The sequence below is a fragment of the Serratia silvae genome, assembly GCF_023282985.1.
GTDB lineage: Bacteria > Pseudomonadota > Gammaproteobacteria > Enterobacterales > Enterobacteriaceae > Chania > Chania silvae.
On sequence record NZ_JAGQDC010000011.1, the window covers coordinates 150940 to 167683 of the forward strand.

Genomic DNA, 16744 nt, shown 5'->3' on the forward strand with positions numbered 1-16744 from the left:
CGGGAGAGAGGCAGGGATGAAGGGGCAGCCTCTCATCCCAAATACCCTTTTTGCTCTTTTTCTCTGTTGCTGGAATTTGCCTCACATGACAAACAATATTCATAAGCATCGCATCCTGATCCTGGATTTCGGTTCACAATACACCCAACTGATTGCCCGCCGCGTGCGTGAGATCGGTGTTTACTGTGAGCTGTGGGCCTGGGACGTCAGCGAAGAGCAGATCCGCGAATTCAATCCAAGCGGCATCATTCTCTCCGGTGGCCCAGAAAGCACCACCGAACTGAGCAGCCCGCGTGCGCCAGAATATGTCTTCACCGCCGGCGTACCGGTATTGGGCGTGTGCTACGGCATGCAGACCATGGCGATGCAACTGGGCGGCCATGTACAGGGTTCAACCGAGCGTGAGTTCGGTTATGCGCAGGTGGAAATCACCCAATCAAGCGCCCTGATCCGCGATATCGAAGATGCGATCAGCCCGGCAGGCAAACCGGTATTAGACGTATGGATGAGCCATGGCGATAAAGTCACCGCTATCCCGTCAGATTTCGTCACCGTTGCCAGCACCGATACCTGTCCGTTTGCCATTATGGCCAACGAGGAAAAACGCTTCTACGGCGTACAGTTCCACCCGGAAGTCACCCATACCCGCCAGGGCCAGCGCATCCTGGAGCGTTTCGTGCTGGATATCTGTGGTTGTGAAGCGCTGTGGACGCCTGCCACCATCATCGAAGATGCCGTTGCGCGTATTCGTGAGCAGGTCGGTGAAGATCACGTGATCCTCGGCCTGTCTGGCGGCGTGGATTCATCCGTTACCGCTATGTTGCTGCACCGCGCCATTGGCAAGCGCCTGACCTGCGTATTCGTGGATAACGGCCTGCTGCGCCTGAACGAAGCTGACCAAGTGCTGGAAATGTTCGGTGACCACTTCGGCCTGAACATTGTGCACGTGGCGGCGGAGAACCGTTTCCTGAGCGCGCTGGCGGGTGTGGATGAGCCAGAAGCCAAGCGTAAGATCATTGGCCGTGTCTTTGTCGAAGTGTTCGACGAAGAAGCCTGCAAGCAGAGCGCCGTGAAGTGGCTGGCTCAGGGCACCATCTACCCAGATGTGATCGAATCCGCCGCTTCCGCTACTGGCAAAGCGCATGTGATCAAATCGCACCACAACGTCGGTGGCCTGCCGAAAGAGATGAAGCTGGGTCTGGTGGAACCGCTGAAAGAGCTGTTCAAAGACGAAGTGCGCAAGATTGGTCTGGAGCTGGGCCTGCCGTACGACATGCTGTACCGCCACCCGTTCCCAGGGCCAGGTCTGGGCGTGCGCGTATTGGGCGAAGTGAAGAAAGAATACTGCGATCTGCTGCGCCGTGCCGATGCGATCTTTATCGAAGAGCTGCACAAAGCCGATCTGTACAACAAGGTCAGCCAGGCGTTCACCGTGTTCCTGCCGGTGCGTTCCGTCGGCGTGATGGGCGATGGCCGTAAATACGATTGGGTTGTCTCACTGCGTGCGGTAGAAACCATCGACTTTATGACCGCGCATTGGGCACACCTGCCGTACGATTTCCTTGGCCGTGTTTCCAACCGTATCATCAACGAAGTCAACGGTATTTCCCGTGTAGTTTATGATATCAGCGGGAAGCCACCGGCGACGATTGAGTGGGAATGATTCAGTCTATTGTCTCTCTGCACTGAAGCATTCAGTTTGATATCAACCCTCTGTTTTTACAGGGGGTTTTATTTTTATCCTATTATGACTTTTGATTAACTCACACCTGTTGACGGTATTTTTGACGGTATTGCCAATTGGACATATTGTTAGTCTGCTCAGCTTTATTTTTGTACGAATAACTAGCCCAAGGGGCGCATGGGCTGTAATCATACTGTTAGACAAACAGGTCCATCAATATATAGCTAGCCTCTTTTCGTTTGTGCTGATCAATCAACGGCACCAGGCGTTTAAAATGTTCGCTCGCGCAGTGAGCATCCAACGCCGCTTGATCGGGCCACTCTTCGATAAAGATAAAGTGCCCGGCATCCTTTTGATCGACATACAGATCATAAGCGATACAGCGGGGTTCCTGCTTGGTGGCTTTAACCAGCTCTTGATAAAGTGGTAACACCGTTTCTATCGCTTCAACCTTGATAAAATCTTCGGCAATGACTTTTAGCATTTTTATTCCTCATCCACTTTTATGACCCGGGTATTGCGTAAGTTGAGTGCTTGTCCTGCATGACCGATTGGCGTCATGCGAGGTATTGGCTCTGCGGCGTGCAGTAGCGCACTGCCCACGCCCTGCGGTGGCTGCTGCGTATCGACATACAAGTGGTGAATAAAATCCTCGGCGCGATAAATCGAAACAAAGCCGAGCAGCCTGCCATCCTGCTCGGCTACCCAGATCTCTTCGCCAGTCGTTGAGCGATCAAAATCTTCCAACCGATAATTTCGCGTATCACGCCAGCTAAAGGCGGCTAGGCGGTTAGCGAAATCCGGGTTCCCTGTTGGTTAGGCACTTTATTTTGCGCCAGTTTCAATGCCTTGGTGGTATTGCTCCTCAGTGGACAGGGTTGGCCCAAATCGGTTTGAGCACAATCGACCATACGTCAGTGTTTACTTCACATCGACCTGATAGAAAATGTGTTTGCCGAACGGATCGATTTCGTATCCGGTGACCTCTTTGCGCACCGGCTCAAAAATCGTCGAGTGAGCAATCATCACCGCAGGCATCTGATCGTGCATCATCTGCTGGGCTTCCTTGTACAGCTCTATGCGCTTTTGGTGATTACTTTCGGCTCGTGCTTCCAGGATCAGCTTATCAAACGGCTGATAACACCACTTCGACGAGTTGGAGCCGCCGTTGGCTGACGTACAGCTATACAGCGGGCCAAAGAAGTTATCCGGGTCGCCGGTTGCCGTGGTCCAGCCCATCAGAGCGGCCTGATGCTCGCCGTTTTTCACCCGTGTCAGGTACTCGCCCCACTCGAAGGTGACCACTTTGGCCGTTACGCCCACTTTAGCCCAGTCGGCCTGGATCATCTCGGCCATGCGCTTGGCGTTCGGGTTATACGGGCGCTGAACCGGCATTGCCCACAGATCGATGGTCATGCCGTTGGCGAAGCCAGCTTCTTTCAACAGCGCTTTGGCCTTCTCCGGCTCGTAATCGTAGTCTTTCAAATCCGCATCGGCACTCCACACGTCCGGGGGCAGTATGTTTTTCGCCGCTGTGCCGGTGCCGTGGAATACTGCCTCGATGATCGCTGGTTTATTAATTGCCAGCGCCAACGCCTGACGGACCTTCACGTTATCCAGCGGAGCCTTCTGGGTGTTAAATGCCAGGAAGCCGGTGTTCAAGCCCGCTTTTTGCATCAGGTTGATGTCTTTATTTTCCATCATGCGCGGCAGATCTGCCGGGTTAGGGAACGGCATCACCTGGCATTCATTTTTTTCCAGCTTGGCGTAACGGATCGACGCGTCCGGCGTGATGGAGAACACCAGACGGTCAATTTTCGCTTTGCCCTGCCAGTAATCAGGGAAGGCGCTAAACAGGATGCGGGAGTCTTTATGATATTGCTTCAGTTCAAACGGCCCGGTGCCAATCGGTTCCATATCCACACGTTCTGGCGTGCCCGCTTTCAACATGCTATTGGCGTATTCCGCCGAGAGAATTGAGGCGAAATACCAGCCTAAATCGGCAACAAATGGCGCTTCCGGATGGGCCAGCGTGAAACGCACGGTATGGTCATCAATCTTGTCGATGGCGGTGATTAACTTGCCGAACTCCAGGCTTTCGAAGTTGGAGTAGTTGCCATTGGAAACGTTGTGATAGGGATGGTTTGGATCTTTCTGGCGCATAAACGAGAAGATCACATCATCGGCGTTAAAATCGCGCGTTGGTTTGAAATATTTGTTGCTCTGGAACTTCACCCCTTGGCGCAGATGGAAGGTATACACTTTACCGTCTTCGCTGACGTCCCAGCTTTCTGCCAGGCTAGGCTGCAGTTCGGTGGTACCTACTTTGAAATCCACCAGCCGGTTATAGATCGGCACCGCGCTGGCATCTACGCTGGTCCCGGAGGTGTAGAGTTGCGGGTTAAAGTTTTCTGGTGAACCCTCTGAACAATAGACTAACGTTTTTGCTGCTACCCCAGAGCTTATTGAGAGCGCTGCTATGGCCAGCGCAAGCTTTGTAATTTTAATTATCATTACTATCTTCCTGTTGGTGAGTCTACCACTGAAAAATAAAGCTTGTACTAAAGCGCTTAATAAATAACATTAAATTTACATTATCAGCAAACAACATCGAACGATAACAATGAGGTCAACGCTAGCCTCGGTAAAGGCGGTAGTTGGCAAAGATAAACTCTAACGAAAGGGTGAATTCTGAAAGATTGCTCTGGTGATCCTCGCTATGGAAGCCTTGCAAACGGGATGCGTTCATGTACAACATTATGTCTTCACCGCTCGCCACGCAGTTAACCCAACGTTTCTTCCGCTACCTGGCCGTCACCAGCCAGAGCAACCCGGCGGTAAGTACTTTACCCAGTACTCCTGGCCAGTTCGCCATGGCGGAGATGCTGGCTGAGGAACTACGCCAACTCGGCCTGGATAATGTGGTTATTGACGAACATGCGACCGTCACCGCAGTGAAAAAAGGCAACGTACCCGGTGCACCACGTATCGGGTTCATCACCCATATCGATACCGTTGATGTCGGTTTATCGCCGGATATCCATCCACAAATCTTGCGCTTTACCGGTGAGGATTTGTGCCTGAACGCGCAGCAAGATATCTGGTTACGCACCGCTGAACACCCGGAAATCAAAGCCTATCCGGGGGAAGAGATTATTTTCAGTGACGGCACCAGCGTGTTGGGGGCGGATAACAAAGCGGCCGTCACGGTAGTGATGACGGTGTTGGAGAACCTTACCGCCGAGCACCAACACGGCGATATCGTGGTGGCATTTGTCCCGGACGAAGAGATTGGCCTGTGTGGAGCCAAAGCGTTGGATCTGGCGCGTTTCGACGTTGACTTTGCCTGGACCATCGACTGCTGCGAATTGGGCGAAGTGGTGTATGAGAACTTCAATGCCGCCAGCGCCGAACTGCGTTTTACCGGCGTGACCAGCCACCCGATGTCCTCCAAAGGCGTGCTGGTGAACCCGCTGCTGATGGCGATGGATTACATCAACCACTTCGATCGCCAGCAGACTCCTGAGCATACCGAAGGGCGTGAAGGCTATATCTGGTTTAACGGCATGCAGGCATCGCAAAGTGAAGCGCTGCTGAAAGCCAATATCCGTGATTTCGATTTGGCGAACTTTGAGCGCCGTAAACAGCAGATTGGTGAAGTGGCGCAGAAGATTGCAGCGCAGTATCCCACTGCCCGCGTGGAGTATCACATCAGCGATACCTACAGTAATATCAGCAACGCCATTACCGATGATCGTCGAGCCATTGATTTGATTTTTGCTGCACTGGCCGAGTTAGACATTGAGCCAAAAGTCATTCCGATGCGTGGGGGCACAGATGGTGCTGCGTTGTCCGCTAAAGGGTTATTAACCCCCAACTTCTTTACCGGTGCGCACAACTTCCATTCACGGTTTGAATTTTTACCCCTTAAATCGTTCGAGGCGTCCTATAACGTGGCGTTTACGCTGTGTAAGCTGGCGGCTAAATAAGGGCGGATATCGCTTAAAAGCTATCGCTAACCAGGCTTGTTCTAGCCTGGTTAGCGAAGGTTATCGTTATTTGGCTAATTCCAATAAACAAGACAGCGGCTATTTTTTCACTATCCCTGAAATATCATTGGTATTGATCAGATGATAATCGCCGTTCATGCCGGTATAGCTGGTCATACCGCTATCGCGGTCAGTGTCCGGTTCACCGTGAGCCTGCAGGATATCGCCAGATTTGGTCGTGATAATGTAATCACTGGTACAGCCCGCCAGCAGCAATGTCAGGAAAACCAGAGGCAGAAAAGTCAGTTTTTTCATCGGTCAACAGGCTCTTTTTCAATTTAACTGCCTCATATTACAAACAAAGTGGCCCGAGATGCAAAGGCTACCTTGCTACATTTCAGCGCGTTTGGGTTTCAAAGATATCTGTTGGCAAATGCGTGTAGTCCACCGGCTTGAGCTTAAAGTTAGTGATATAGACGGGGCCGGCTTTTTGCTCGGAGATAAACGAGTATTTTGGCGTCAACTCTTTGGTTTTGATCCCGGTCCACGAGGCGAAAAAGGTCAGAAAATCATTAGCTGAACGGCGTGCTTTGATCAGGCGGTGTTCGGTATCATCGCTGGAAAGTACCATAAACGGCACCTGAAAGTTTTGCTGAAACTGATCATCGTGCGCCAGATATTGCACGTTAGTGCCGCGTTCTTTAAAGGCCAGACCGTGATCGGAGAAGTAAACCATCGAGAAACTTTCCCCGGTGCCGCGTAACTGCTGATAGAGCTGTTTCAGCAGGTTGTCGGTTTGCGTCATGGTGTATAGATAGCAGGAGGTTTCTTTGGATTGCACAAAGTCCACGTATTTGCCCTGAGTCCGGTCACAGGCTTGCGGGTGTGAACCCATCAGGTGTAAGACAATCAACTGCGGGGCCGTAGTGCGTGGGGCGGCAAAAACCTGGGCGGTCATCTTGAGCAGCGTTTCATCATGGGTGTTTTTATCCGCTTCAAAATCACCGTTTTTCAGGAACTGCACTTCATCGGCACGTTTGGCAATGCTGGCGATAGCGGTGTCATATTCACCAATTTGCCCTTGGTTTGAGAACCACCAGGTCTGAAAGCCTGCCCGATTAGCCAGCGTAACGAAGTTATCCTGATATTGCGGTTTACCGTTAATGACTCGGGTTAACGTCATACCGAGTGACTTCTGTGTTGAGCCGCTGGCAGCAACATAATCCATGAACAGATTGCCGTTTACCTGGCTGGTAAAGGGAGTATTGTCCCAGTGCCCACCAAACGCACCCAACGCATCTCGCCGTGCACTTTCACCGATAACTACCATGTAGATGTGATATTTCGGTTTCACTGCCAATACGTTCCAGGAATCTTTCAGCTGCGAAAACGCCTGCATACGGGCTTGCTCATCAATCACTTCCTGGTTGTTGACGATCACATCTTTAACGAAGCGGAAGACGGGATAACCGGCATCACCCACTTTAAACACGCCGCCATAAAGCAGATTTTGCACTGGTGTGACAAAAAAACAGACCACGCTGATGGCGAGGCACAGGCTGTGGAAGGTGTTCCAGGCGCCTTTGGGGGTTGGCTTACGGCGCAGTGCGATAATGCCCAACGCCAGAATAAACAGGGACACCAGATAGCTGTGCCACGGGAAGATGGTCAATATCTCGCTGGACTCTTCCATCGTGGTCGAGTGTAACGCCAGCAGGGTATTAAAATTGGGTGAGCCATAGGCCTGAGCGAATGGGAAATACATGGCGGCGACGAGGCTGCACAGCCCGATCACACTCTTTTGCAAGCGTGGGCCAAGACGCCACAGCAGCAGTAAAACACAGCTGAACGCCACGGCATAAAGCAGACTGAACGGATAGCCGAGAGCGAAGTTGATCAGCAGCGATTGCAGGAAGTAAAAACCTGTCCACGGGTTTAGGGCGACGCTACGGGCTGCCAAGGTATCTTTAACCGTTGAGTTCATGTTTACCGAAAGTTATCAAATGCTGTGTGGTAACTCTGACAAGGCAAGAGTCATTAATCCGATTGGTAGACGGAAAGGGGGGAGGAAGAGGGATAGACCGCATCCAGCGAGCCGCTTTATGTACCCGGATGCGAGAAGATAGAGCCGAATGAATACAAGATCAACTGATAATTATGGGCTGTTTTGAGAGATTGATAGCAATTCCGAACGGAAGGAGAAGGTGCGGATTTTCAAGAGAATTGTAGCCCCCTCTGTGAGTGCGGATCGCGCTCAGTACATCCTCCTTTTCCGGGGATGTATATGTCGGTGGTAATGGTAATCAAAGCGGGGAGGAAATATCCTCTGACGAGGAATGTTCAACCAGCTTAAATAGCTCAATCCGTTCATCATCGGTCAAATCCCGCCATTCGCCCAGCGGCAACCCTTTCAGTGCGATGTTCATAATACGTACGCGCTCAAGCTTGGTGACTTCATAGCCAAAATATTTGCACATGCGGCGGATTTGGCGGTTAAGCCCTTGCACCAGCGTGATGCGAAACATCTGCGGGGCTTCTTGCTCGACTAGGCATTTTTGAGTCACCGTGCCCAGGATGGGGACGCCCGCGCTCATGCCCTGAATAAACTCATCGGTCACCGGCTTGTTGACGGTGACCAGGTACTCTTTTTGATGATTATTGCCGGCACGGAGGATCTTATTAACCAGTTCGCCGTCATTGGTCAGGAAAATCAGCCCCTGGGAGTCTTTATCCAGGCGCCCGATGGGAAAGACGCGTCTGCTGTGATTAACGAAATCACCGATGTTATCCCGCACGTGCTTCCCCATGCTGGTAATGATGCCAACAGGCTTGTTCAGTGCGATAAGCACCAAATCGTCCGCACCACGCGGTTCGATCTGCTGGCCGTTAACTTTCACCACATCCCCGACCAATACCTGAGCGCCCACGGAGGCTAATTTGTCGTTGATGAAAACGTTGCCCTGCTTGATGTGGAGGTCGGCAGTGCGACGAGAACATACGCCGCTGTCGCTAATGTATTTGTTAAGGCGAGTCGATGAGTGAGTGAGCATGGTTTCCCCGTTAAACGCGAACTATACATTACCTGGGGGGCATTGCGAACTGCGTAGAGCCAGTCAAAATTGATTGCTCGATCACTACGAGGCGACCGCCAGAACAAACCGCTACGGGCGTTGTGTCACCAACGCAGTAGGCCAGATTTTTAATTGCACTTACAAAAATGTGAAGACGGGTAAACGTTGGAAGCTTGATGTGATGCGCCGTAAGCTGCTCAGTCATATTATGCCAGGACCGTTTATCAGTTTGTGCACGAACATCCGGGTTTGATATGTGCATTAGAGCAGGATGGATTTGTATCTTACATAAAAATTAATGATGAGGATTGGCGACATCCGCTTTTGAAGATTGTCTTGAAGAATAAAGCTCTGCACTGTTCTAAGGTGACTACCACCTACCACGCTAGTTTTTCGGGGGGATTACCACAGGTCTCACTGAATGAGTAGATACAGGTTGTTGCCGCTTTTTACATGCATTAAAATGTCTTATATATCATAAGTATTTTATTTGTATAGTTCGGGAAGTATTCACGCCATCAATAAGGAAATGTGAACATGGATGCGAGTGGCCTGCGGTTTACGTTGAGTGTGGGGGATCTGCCGCCTAAAACCTTCGTGGTATCGGGTTTTACGTTGCACGAGCAATTCTCTACACTCTTCACGCTCGAACTTGAGGTGGCCAGTGCCAGCCCCAATGTGGAGTTCCGTTCTATTCTGGACAAAACCGCCACTTTGACCATTTGGCGTGAAACAGAAGTGCAGCGTATCGTTAATGGTATTGTCACTTCCGTCGAGCAAGGCGATACAGGACTTCATCAAACCCGTTACCGACTCAGTGTCCGCCCCGCGCTCTGGCGAGCAGGGTTAAGACAAAACTCGCGTATTTTCCAACAACAAGGTTTTCAAGAAATTCTGGAAACCTTGATGAAAGAAAATAACATCATCAACTATGCTCATGCTTTTCGGTACACGCACGCAGCTCGAGAGTTTTGTGTCCAATATAACGAAAACGACCTGGATTTCCTTCATCGAATGGCGGCAGAAGAAGGTATCTATTATTTCTTCGAGCATGAGAATGGCAAACACACGCTGGTCTTTGCTGATGATAACATCATCGTGAATGATGGGCCGACGCTACCCTACTACCCAGATCAGCCACAAACCTCACTCGATCAGCCTTGTATCACCACCTTCAAGCGCCGGGAAAGCCTGCGCCCTTCGGACGTGTTGCTGAAAGATTACACCTTCAAAAATCCTGAATGGGCAGCAGAGTATCGCGACTATGCTCGAGATGATGAACACCAGTCCATCAAGTATCTGCATTATGATTACCCTGGCCGCTATAAAAATACCGGTCCGAGCGGGGAAAAGTTTGCCCAGTGGCGCATTCAAGCATTGCGCAATGACGCCCATCAGGGCGAAGGGGCGAGTAATTGTCCTGCCCTGCAACCCGGCGTGCGCTTTACCCTGGAAAACCATCCGCTGGGCACACTGAATACCAGTTGGCAAATTACCCAGGTCATCCATACGGGGCAACAACCTCAGGCGCTGGAAACTGTATCAGGAGGGCAAGGCACAACCATAACCAGCCAGTTTGCGTTTATTCCCAACAACCAGACATGGCGTCCGCTTTCGCTGCCAAAACCGCGCATTGATGGTGCTCAGATAGCTATTGTCACTGGACCACCCTCTGAAGAAATTTATTGTGATGAGCTTGGGCGAGTCAAGGTGCGTTTTCTTTGGGATCGTTCAGGGAAAACGGATGATACCAGTTCCTGCTGGGTTCGCGTATCTCATCCCTGGGCGGGCACCAAGTGGGGGATGTCAGCTATTCCGCGCATTGGTCATGAAGTTATCGTGGAGTTTCTGAACGGCGATCCCGATCAACCGGTGATTATCGGGCGTACTTACCATGTTAACAATCAGACCCCCGGTGACTTACCCGCAACAAAAACCCAAATGACGATACGGTCCAAAACCCATAAAGGCGAAGGGTTCAATGAGCTGCGTTTTGAAGATGAAAAAGCGCGGGAAGAGATCTACATGCATGCGCAAAAAGATCACCGTACAGAAATTCTCAACGACCAGTTCCACTCTATCGGCCACAACCGTACTAAATCTGTCGGTGTTGACCAACAGGAAGAAATTGGCCAGGACAAACGCACTAACGTGGGGCGAGATCACTTTGAAACCATTGGTAATAACTCAGTGATTAAAGTGGTTAAAGATCAGGAAATCCAGGTTGATAACAACCGAACTCTCATCGTCAACAGTTCTAAAAAGAATGTTATCTACGCCGACTCCATTGAAAAAATTGGTGGGCATAGCACGGTGGAAATTCAGGGTGTGTTGGATGAAAAAGTGAACACCAAAATTTTCTCTCGAAGCAAACGCTACATTATGCATGCCGAGGATGAAATGGTGGTAGCTGGTCCTGGCGGGAGCCTAACCATTAACAGTAGTGGGGTCACCATCAAGGCCAAGAAACTGTCTATATTGACCCCGAGCATGAATATCAGCGGAGGAGGGGTGGATCAGGTGGAGGCACTGACGGCAATGGTGAACGAAGGTTCTCCCTTCTGCGAAATCTGCGCCAAGGCGAAAAAAGCAGCTAAAAAGGACGCAGGGTGAACAGATTAAATCGCATTCCCTTGTCTGATGATGCCACTGAGCGGCTGGATGCGGTCAAAGCCATACTGTTCGGGCCTGTTGAGATGTTCTTGTCAAGAGACACTGAAGTGATTGGCGCTAACTCTCAAGCAGATTGCCATACCTATGCAGTGATCGACGCGATGCAACGTTCTGATATTTCCGTCTTGCTTAACGCCTACGACACCGAATGGTCGTGTCTGTGGAAAGGAGATAGTGAGCAGCAGTTTGCGTTTTATGCGCCTTATATCGTCAAACTGGAAGAAAACAGCCCCTTTGCCGACTGGCTATTGAGCAATAGTTGGGGGAAGGGCTGGGGGATCTATCTGCGAAGCTATGGTTCATTGGAAGTCGTGACCCATCATCTGAGGAAATTTAACCAGATCTACGATGAAGTTAATGGACAATGGTTGATGTTCCGCTATTACGCGCCGGTAAGCATCAAGACGTTGCTCCCTTTTCTGCCCGCCAAAGAATTCATTGAATTTACCGATGGGTTAACCCAGATACTTTCTGAAGACCCAGAAGATAATACGTTACTGGTGATCTAGCGCCATAAGGATATTAGGCAATGGCTGCACTTGAGTTAAATACAGATTATTCCCTAGCTCCTCCGTCCAGGGCCACGTTTCCTGACGCACAGGTATCCTCGGATGTTGGCCGGGGAGAATGTGAAAAAATGGCAGCGTTTATTGAATTTGATGACTCCTCAGCGGCGGGAATGGCAGATATTGATACGTTTTACAAGAATACCCCAAGCTTTATGCCTTCTTTTCTGGAACTGCCTAAGTTTGAGGCTCAAAAGCCCGTTCCACTGCAACGCGGGATACCGCTGGAAACGTTGGAGCAGTCAATAGCCGAATATGCAGCGATGACTATCACGGCAGAGAACCGTGACACGCCCATAGGCTCCGCTATTGAGATCGCCAAAGAGCTGATGCAGATGGAGAGATTTTATGCTGCGGTTGAAAAAGAGTTGGGGCCAGAGGAATTTTTGAATTTCATGCTACTGTTTGATCAGCAGGCTAGGGAAGGCCCCACAGGTGAAGGGTTTAAAGTCACCTACAAGGGGCAAACCATCGCGCTGGAAGACGCAAAATTCAAACTGCGCTACCACACGGAAGGTGCCAATATCCTGGCCAGGCATGAAAACCCACAGAGTTACGTAGCCAAACATGTGTTAACTCATGGCAGCGCGTTCTTTGGCGATGATTTTGTAGCAGAGGTTTCGCCTAATATTTATTTGTTCCAGGATTCGCAGGCCCCATTTTATATCGACCCAAAAACTTTAACTGCTGAGCAAAGAGAATATCGCCCTTTCGAAACCTTGGACGTGGCATTACTTTATACTCAACAAAGTGCCGATTATCGGCCTGAATTTCATTTTAAAAAAATCGGTCAGTCACTCAATAAAAATGAGCAGGTATTAGCCAAAGAATTTGTCGATAAAGTGTTGTCGACAGCAGATGAAAACCGCCGAATTGATTTTGCCCGCGATGTGACATTTGAAGTGATTGATGCGGTTATCACGGTGGTGGCGGTTGTCTCTGGGGCTATAGTTCTTAAAGCAGCCTTCAAGGGAGTTATTTCTGCCGTTCGCCGGGTTGGAATGTTTATTTTGAGCGCCAACTATGGTGTTCAATCATTAGGCACTCTGAGTAACCGCTGGTTGGGAGTCCGTGGCAATGGCTATAACCCGCTACTGGATTTTTCTAAAACTATGGATAAGAAAATTGGCGGGCACACGGTTGAAACCACTTTTCATGCGATAAACACTCTGATGGTGTTTGGCAAGAAGATCAAGATCAAGGTGATCACAGGGTCCACCAGTGCTGGGGCTGGTGGGTATCTGGGCAATCAGGCCGCTTGGACAAGTGAGCAACCAACCAAACAGGCTGTAGTAGAGAATGCAGACCAAGGAAAGGGACAACAATAATGGTAGGAGAAGTAGTCCGCGTTAACCGCAGAGCGATAAATGCCGTCGCTGAGCGAAAGGCAGTGGACACACCGCTGCTGAAAGCTGATATAGCCTATGCCTCTTTCACTGAGGTCAGTGGACCTGTTAGGATCACAGGAGGATTTACTCATGGCACGACGACGGGAAAGAGCCGAACTGGGGCTACCGTACGGGTTGAAATAGAACCTATGCCGGGGGAAACAACTCAAGCGACCTTCAAAGTGAAAGGTAAGTTTGAAGTGGGGAGCAGCCCGGCTAATATGGCAAACTTCTTGCTGAAGAATAACTTTTTTGAACATATGCTAGCACTGAAGATTTCTCAGTTTATCGGGACTATTGGTGAAGTCAACATTGTCAAAAAGCTGATGGGGGCTTCGCCTCGTTTCCATTTGTACCAAGAGGGTGCAACTACGGCAACACCACTCCTTAACCTGAATGTGGTAGCAGGTTCTGTCACTCACTTGCAGCATAGCCGTACAAAAAACGGGCTGGATATCATTGCCAAGGTCGTCAATCCCTCCCCACCTCCTCCACATTTTTGGGCAATATTTGAGATAAAAACCAAGGCGATGCACGAGAAAGATGTTCCGCCGTTGGCTCAGTATCAGGGGGAGTTGGCGGTTAAACAGAGAGAAGGTATTGACTATGTTATAAAGACTATTGAAAAAGCTTTAAAAGCTAACGAGAAAAACCCTTCAGGGTTTATCATGGATAGAGATAAAATTAAAGAGATGAGAAAGCTACTTTTTGCATTGAATGCGCAAAAAATAAATGGCGATAATAGAGTCCTAGGATTTGTCATTGGACAAGGGATAGATAAAGAGTATAAGGCTGTAAAAAACAGCATTAGCTCAGAAGGGCTGCAGCAGATAACATTATGGTTTGGAAATAAAAGTCTTGTCAAAGAGAAATTTGGAGTGGATATTATGGAACATTCTCAAGTAGTAAAAAATGGGAGTTTTAATTAATGAGCCGTTATAATGACGTTAGTAACTATTATTATAGTGAGAATAATGCTGAGATGGATGTCGAAAGATATTTAGGCTTATTAAGCGACTCTTATGAACTATACTTAGAGGAACTAGACGTTAGTCCTCAAGATTTATTTTTTCCAGCAGGGTTTCTTTTTGGTTACGTCTCTCAAAGACATATGTATTACTACTCTTGGCAATTGATATTCAAAAATAAAATCGACAACCAGATGTTGTGTGACTTCATCGCTTTTGAATCAATGAGCTTATTCTGTGAGTATGCGTCATACCCTGGTCATGTTGATAATTTCAAAGTTCCTCTTTCCAGGCAAGGTAGTGCCATACTGTCGTTTTTAGCTTGTCATCGAAATGATATTGCAGAGCATTGCTATCCCTTCATTATTGATGGGTTAAAAACCATGACTCCGGGAAAATTGGGCGAGTTAAAAGTACAAAAGCTTGGAATACTAGCTATTGAAATGCTAGCGAGTGAAAATAAGCAGGTTATTGATTGGGATTCAATGCAGATCCCATACGACAGGTTCTACCGTGATTTTGCTAGGGAGGTCCTTTATTCAAAAGACGAAAATGTCTTGGTCGATTGGCTAAAAGGTCTTTGTGATAATCATTTAAAATGGTCTGCACGTTCAGAACTTGTAGAGAATGAGTCGCCTTTGTTGGGCTATGAAATAGAAGAAGACCATCAATTCCTTTGGCCATTTGAATACCAAGCTGTTAAAAACTTCCGTATAAAACATGGCCTAAGCACCCCAGAAATTGATCATCCGTTACTTAAAACACCGATGGCTATTGATCATCGTCCAGATTTTAGTCAATGGCAGGCGCCCGAATGGTTTTACCCATTACTTGACAAATTAATTGCTATCAATCCGAAAATTTCATTTGTTAATGATCTATTTAAATAATATATGACTGTAAGTGAAAATTAGTATAGGACTGTCTGATTAGCAGTTTTATATCGTTCTATTTTTAGCTAATGGGAAAAACGGAGGTAGCATGAGGTTGACTCAAACGGTTTATGAAAGCATCACTCGTTACCGTATTACAGATTTTGTTAATGCTGGTGTTGAATATCTGCACGACAATTTCAAACCCATAATTTCCTACAGGAAAATCCCCGACTCTAACTTGGAGCAAGCCATCCGGCAAAGCTATGCCTGGGTGGAAAAACAAGGCCGTCCTAGCCAATTGCTGGCAATGAGAACGGTATGTGCTCGGTTGTGTTTTGGATCATTTTTTATGCAGGACCCCCGTTATAGTAAGCTTATAGCAATTATGCACGGGCAACTCCAAACAGAGGATCTCACTGATGATGACCCTATCTATCAGTATATTAAGCAGTATCGTAGCGACTGGTTGGTTGACTGGTTTAAGGAAAATCTGCAACGGTCCAGGGACCTAGTTGTTTCCCGACAGTTATTACCTACGCACTCCCCTGATTGGCTATCGAATCAACAGGTACTAGATAAGCTATTAATCGACGAAAAACGTGAAAGCGTTCAATGGGTTGAAAACTGGAGATCCATATCCCAAAACTTCGACCAGACCGCCAACCAGTCATTACCGGTAGCCGCTGGGGTACAGGCGGTGCTGTTACTGGCGATTGCTCAGTACTATGATGGTTATCAGTGTTTTAACGACCCTTTGAGGCCACGCTGGTATAACTGTCTATTATCTGAGAATGTGCAGGCGAAGGTCTATCACCTTCAAAATAATTTCTATGAACCTTCTTGAGGAAAGCTGAAAATGAGTAAAGCGGTAGCTCTAAAAGGCCACAATCATACTTGCCCGTTAGTTGATCCTGGCCCTAAGCCTCATATTGGTGGCCCTATCAGTAGTTGCCAACAAAGTTTCGTGACTTTTAACGGTATTCCACTGGCGCTGGTAGGGGACAAACTTACTTGTGTGGGCAGTAGTTCGGAAGACAGCATTGCTAGTGGTTCATCCTGTGTCACTATTAATGGTATCCCTGTTGCCCGGATTGGTGACCCCACCACTCATGGTGGCATTATTGTGGGAGGAGAGGCCAGTTTGACGATGGATTAACCTCATAGGGATAGATGCTGATGACATTAATATTATCAGGATAGTGTCACTAAATTTGTCTGGTTGCTTAATGATGTTGAGAATGTGATTGCCGTTGACAATGAAAGAAACATGTAAAGTAGAATATAAATCTGAGATCAACTATTACCTTTATCTACCAGAGTCTCTACATCAAGAGGCCGATCGCCTGATCCACTATCTGAAGCATTTCCCATTTGAAACGCCGGAGTGTTGCCCCAAGTGCGGCCACAAGTCGTTTCGGGTAGACTGATCTTACCCAGCAATAGTGGACACGGTGCTAAGTGAGTAAACTCTTAACCAGAGGTAGCTCACATGACAAAATCAGCATCAATCAAAAAGCAGTCCCGCAAACA

The 16744-nt window shown here is 48.6% G+C and carries 14 protein-coding genes and 1 pseudogene; 9 read left to right on the top strand and 6 right to left on the bottom strand.

Annotation, left to right across the window (positions count from 1 at the left end; genetic code table 11):
• Window positions 1-85 precede the first annotated feature (85 nt).
• Window positions 86-1663: a glutamine-hydrolyzing GMP synthase gene (gene guaA, locus KAJ71_RS14800; protein WP_248946435.1), complete on the top strand. Its 1578-nt coding sequence runs from the start codon at window positions 86-88 to the stop codon at window positions 1661-1663.
• 217 nt (window positions 1664-1880) lie between these two features.
• Here guaA and KAJ71_RS14805 read toward each other — a convergent pair whose 3' ends face one another.
• The 3 genes and pseudogenes from KAJ71_RS14805 to KAJ71_RS14815 all read right to left on the bottom strand — a co-directional run bounded on the left by KAJ71_RS14805 (window position 1881) and on the right by KAJ71_RS14815 (window position 4198).
• Window positions 1881-2168 carry a putative quinol monooxygenase gene (locus KAJ71_RS14805; protein WP_248946436.1) on the bottom strand — a complete coding sequence of 96 codons (288 nt, stop codon included), beginning with the start codon at window positions 2166-2168 and terminating at the stop codon, window positions 1881-1883.
• An 89-nt stretch (window positions 2169-2257) separates the two neighbouring features.
• Window positions 2258-2479: pseudogene (locus KAJ71_RS14810) on the bottom strand (GNAT family N-acetyltransferase); the annotation flags it as partial.
• Between the two features lie 126 nt (window positions 2480-2605).
• Complete coding sequence (locus tag KAJ71_RS14815) at window positions 2606-4198, bottom strand: ABC transporter substrate-binding protein (RefSeq protein WP_248946437.1); 1593 nt, start codon at window positions 4196-4198, stop codon at window positions 2606-2608.
• A gap of 245 nt (window positions 4199-4443) precedes the next feature.
• On the opposite strand from KAJ71_RS14815, the gene pepT reads away from it, so the two are divergent.
• The gene (gene pepT / locus KAJ71_RS14820; RefSeq protein ID WP_248946450.1) at window positions 4444-5673 is read left to right on the top strand and encodes a peptidase T; all 1230 of its coding nucleotides are present in this window, start codon (window positions 4444-4446) and stop codon (window positions 5671-5673) included.
• 99 nt (window positions 5674-5772) lie between these two features.
• Here the strand turns inward: pepT and KAJ71_RS14825 are convergent, their stop codons facing one another.
• The 3 genes from KAJ71_RS14825 to rluF form a co-directional block, all read right to left on the bottom strand.
• Window positions 5773-5988, bottom strand: coding sequence for a YgdI/YgdR family lipoprotein (locus KAJ71_RS14825; protein WP_248946438.1), 216 nt, complete (start codon window positions 5986-5988; stop codon window positions 5773-5775).
• Between the two features lie 82 nt (window positions 5989-6070).
• The gene (locus KAJ71_RS14830; RefSeq protein WP_248946439.1) at window positions 6071-7657 is read right to left on the bottom strand and encodes a phosphoethanolamine transferase; all 1587 of its coding nucleotides are present in this window, start codon (window positions 7655-7657) and stop codon (window positions 6071-6073) included.
• A 319-nt stretch (window positions 7658-7976) separates the two neighbouring features.
• Window positions 7977-8723, bottom strand: a complete 747-nt coding sequence (gene rluF / locus KAJ71_RS14835; protein WP_248946440.1) for a 23S rRNA pseudouridine(2604) synthase RluF — start codon at window positions 8721-8723, stop codon at window positions 7977-7979.
• A 558-nt stretch (window positions 8724-9281) separates the two neighbouring features.
• Here rluF and KAJ71_RS14840 point away from each other — a divergent pair.
• The 7 genes from KAJ71_RS14840 (at window position 9282) to KAJ71_RS14870 (ending at window position 16370) form a co-directional block, all read left to right on the top strand.
• On the top strand, window positions 9282-11357 hold the full coding sequence (locus KAJ71_RS14840) for a type VI secretion system Vgr family protein (protein WP_248946441.1): 2076 nt from the start codon (window positions 9282-9284) through the stop codon (window positions 11355-11357).
• The gene (locus KAJ71_RS14845) at window positions 11354-11926 is read left to right on the top strand and encodes a DUF4123 domain-containing protein (RefSeq protein WP_248946442.1); all 573 of its coding nucleotides are present in this window, start codon (window positions 11354-11356) and stop codon (window positions 11924-11926) included. The genes KAJ71_RS14840 and KAJ71_RS14845 overlap by 4 nt, the downstream gene beginning before the upstream one ends.
• A gap of 20 nt (window positions 11927-11946) precedes the next feature.
• Window positions 11947-13311: a hypothetical protein gene (locus tag KAJ71_RS14850; RefSeq protein WP_248946443.1), complete on the top strand. Its 1365-nt coding sequence runs from the start codon at window positions 11947-11949 to the stop codon at window positions 13309-13311.
• On the top strand, window positions 13311-14300 hold the full coding sequence (locus KAJ71_RS14855; protein WP_248946444.1) for a hypothetical protein: 990 nt from the start codon (window positions 13311-13313) through the stop codon (window positions 14298-14300). The genes KAJ71_RS14850 and KAJ71_RS14855 overlap by 1 nt, the downstream gene beginning before the upstream one ends.
• Window positions 14300-15229, top strand: coding sequence for a hypothetical protein (locus KAJ71_RS14860; RefSeq protein ID WP_248946445.1), 930 nt, complete (start codon window positions 14300-14302; stop codon window positions 15227-15229). The genes KAJ71_RS14855 and KAJ71_RS14860 overlap by 1 nt, the downstream gene beginning before the upstream one ends.
• Before the next feature lie 91 nt (window positions 15230-15320).
• Window positions 15321-16058 (top strand): hypothetical protein, encoded by a 738-nt coding sequence (locus KAJ71_RS14865; RefSeq protein WP_248946446.1) that lies wholly within the window; start codon window positions 15321-15323, stop codon window positions 16056-16058.
• 12 nt (window positions 16059-16070) lie between these two features.
• Complete coding sequence (locus tag KAJ71_RS14870; RefSeq protein WP_202728939.1) at window positions 16071-16370, top strand: PAAR domain-containing contractile injection system baseplate protein; 300 nt, start codon at window positions 16071-16073, stop codon at window positions 16368-16370.
• Window positions 16371-16744: the final 374 nt, after the last annotated feature.

Bases quoted from the DNA above. Each gene is read 5' to 3' on its own strand.
- guaA (WP_248946435.1), top strand. From the start codon at position 86: ATGACAAACAATATTCATAAGCATCGCATCCTGATCCTGGATTTCGGT.
- KAJ71_RS14805 (WP_248946436.1), bottom strand. From the start codon at position 2,168: ATGCTAAAAGTCATTGCCGAAGATTTTATCAAGGTTGAAGCGATAGAA.
- KAJ71_RS14815 (WP_248946437.1), bottom strand. From the start codon at position 4,198: ATGATAATTAAAATTACAAAGCTTGCGCTGGCCATAGCAGCGCTCTCA.
- pepT (WP_248946450.1), top strand. From the start codon at position 4,444: ATGTCTTCACCGCTCGCCACGCAGTTAACCCAACGTTTCTTCCGCTAC.
- KAJ71_RS14825 (WP_248946438.1), bottom strand. From the start codon at position 5,988: ATGAAAAAACTGACTTTTCTGCCTCTGGTTTTCCTGACATTGCTGCTG.
- KAJ71_RS14830 (WP_248946439.1), bottom strand. From the start codon at position 7,657: ATGAACTCAACGGTTAAAGATACCTTGGCAGCCCGTAGCGTCGCCCTA.
- rluF (WP_248946440.1), bottom strand. From the start codon at position 8,723: ATGCTCACTCACTCATCGACTCGCCTTAACAAATACATTAGCGACAGC.
- KAJ71_RS14840 (WP_248946441.1), top strand. From the start codon at position 9,282: ATGGATGCGAGTGGCCTGCGGTTTACGTTGAGTGTGGGGGATCTGCCG.
- KAJ71_RS14850 (WP_248946443.1), top strand. From the start codon at position 11,947: ATGGCTGCACTTGAGTTAAATACAGATTATTCCCTAGCTCCTCCGTCC.
- KAJ71_RS14855 (WP_248946444.1), top strand. From the start codon at position 13,311: ATGGTAGGAGAAGTAGTCCGCGTTAACCGCAGAGCGATAAATGCCGTC.
- KAJ71_RS14860 (WP_248946445.1), top strand. From the start codon at position 14,300: ATGAGCCGTTATAATGACGTTAGTAACTATTATTATAGTGAGAATAAT.
- KAJ71_RS14865 (WP_248946446.1), top strand. From the start codon at position 15,321: ATGAGGTTGACTCAAACGGTTTATGAAAGCATCACTCGTTACCGTATT.
- KAJ71_RS14870 (WP_202728939.1), top strand. From the start codon at position 16,071: ATGAGTAAAGCGGTAGCTCTAAAAGGCCACAATCATACTTGCCCGTTA.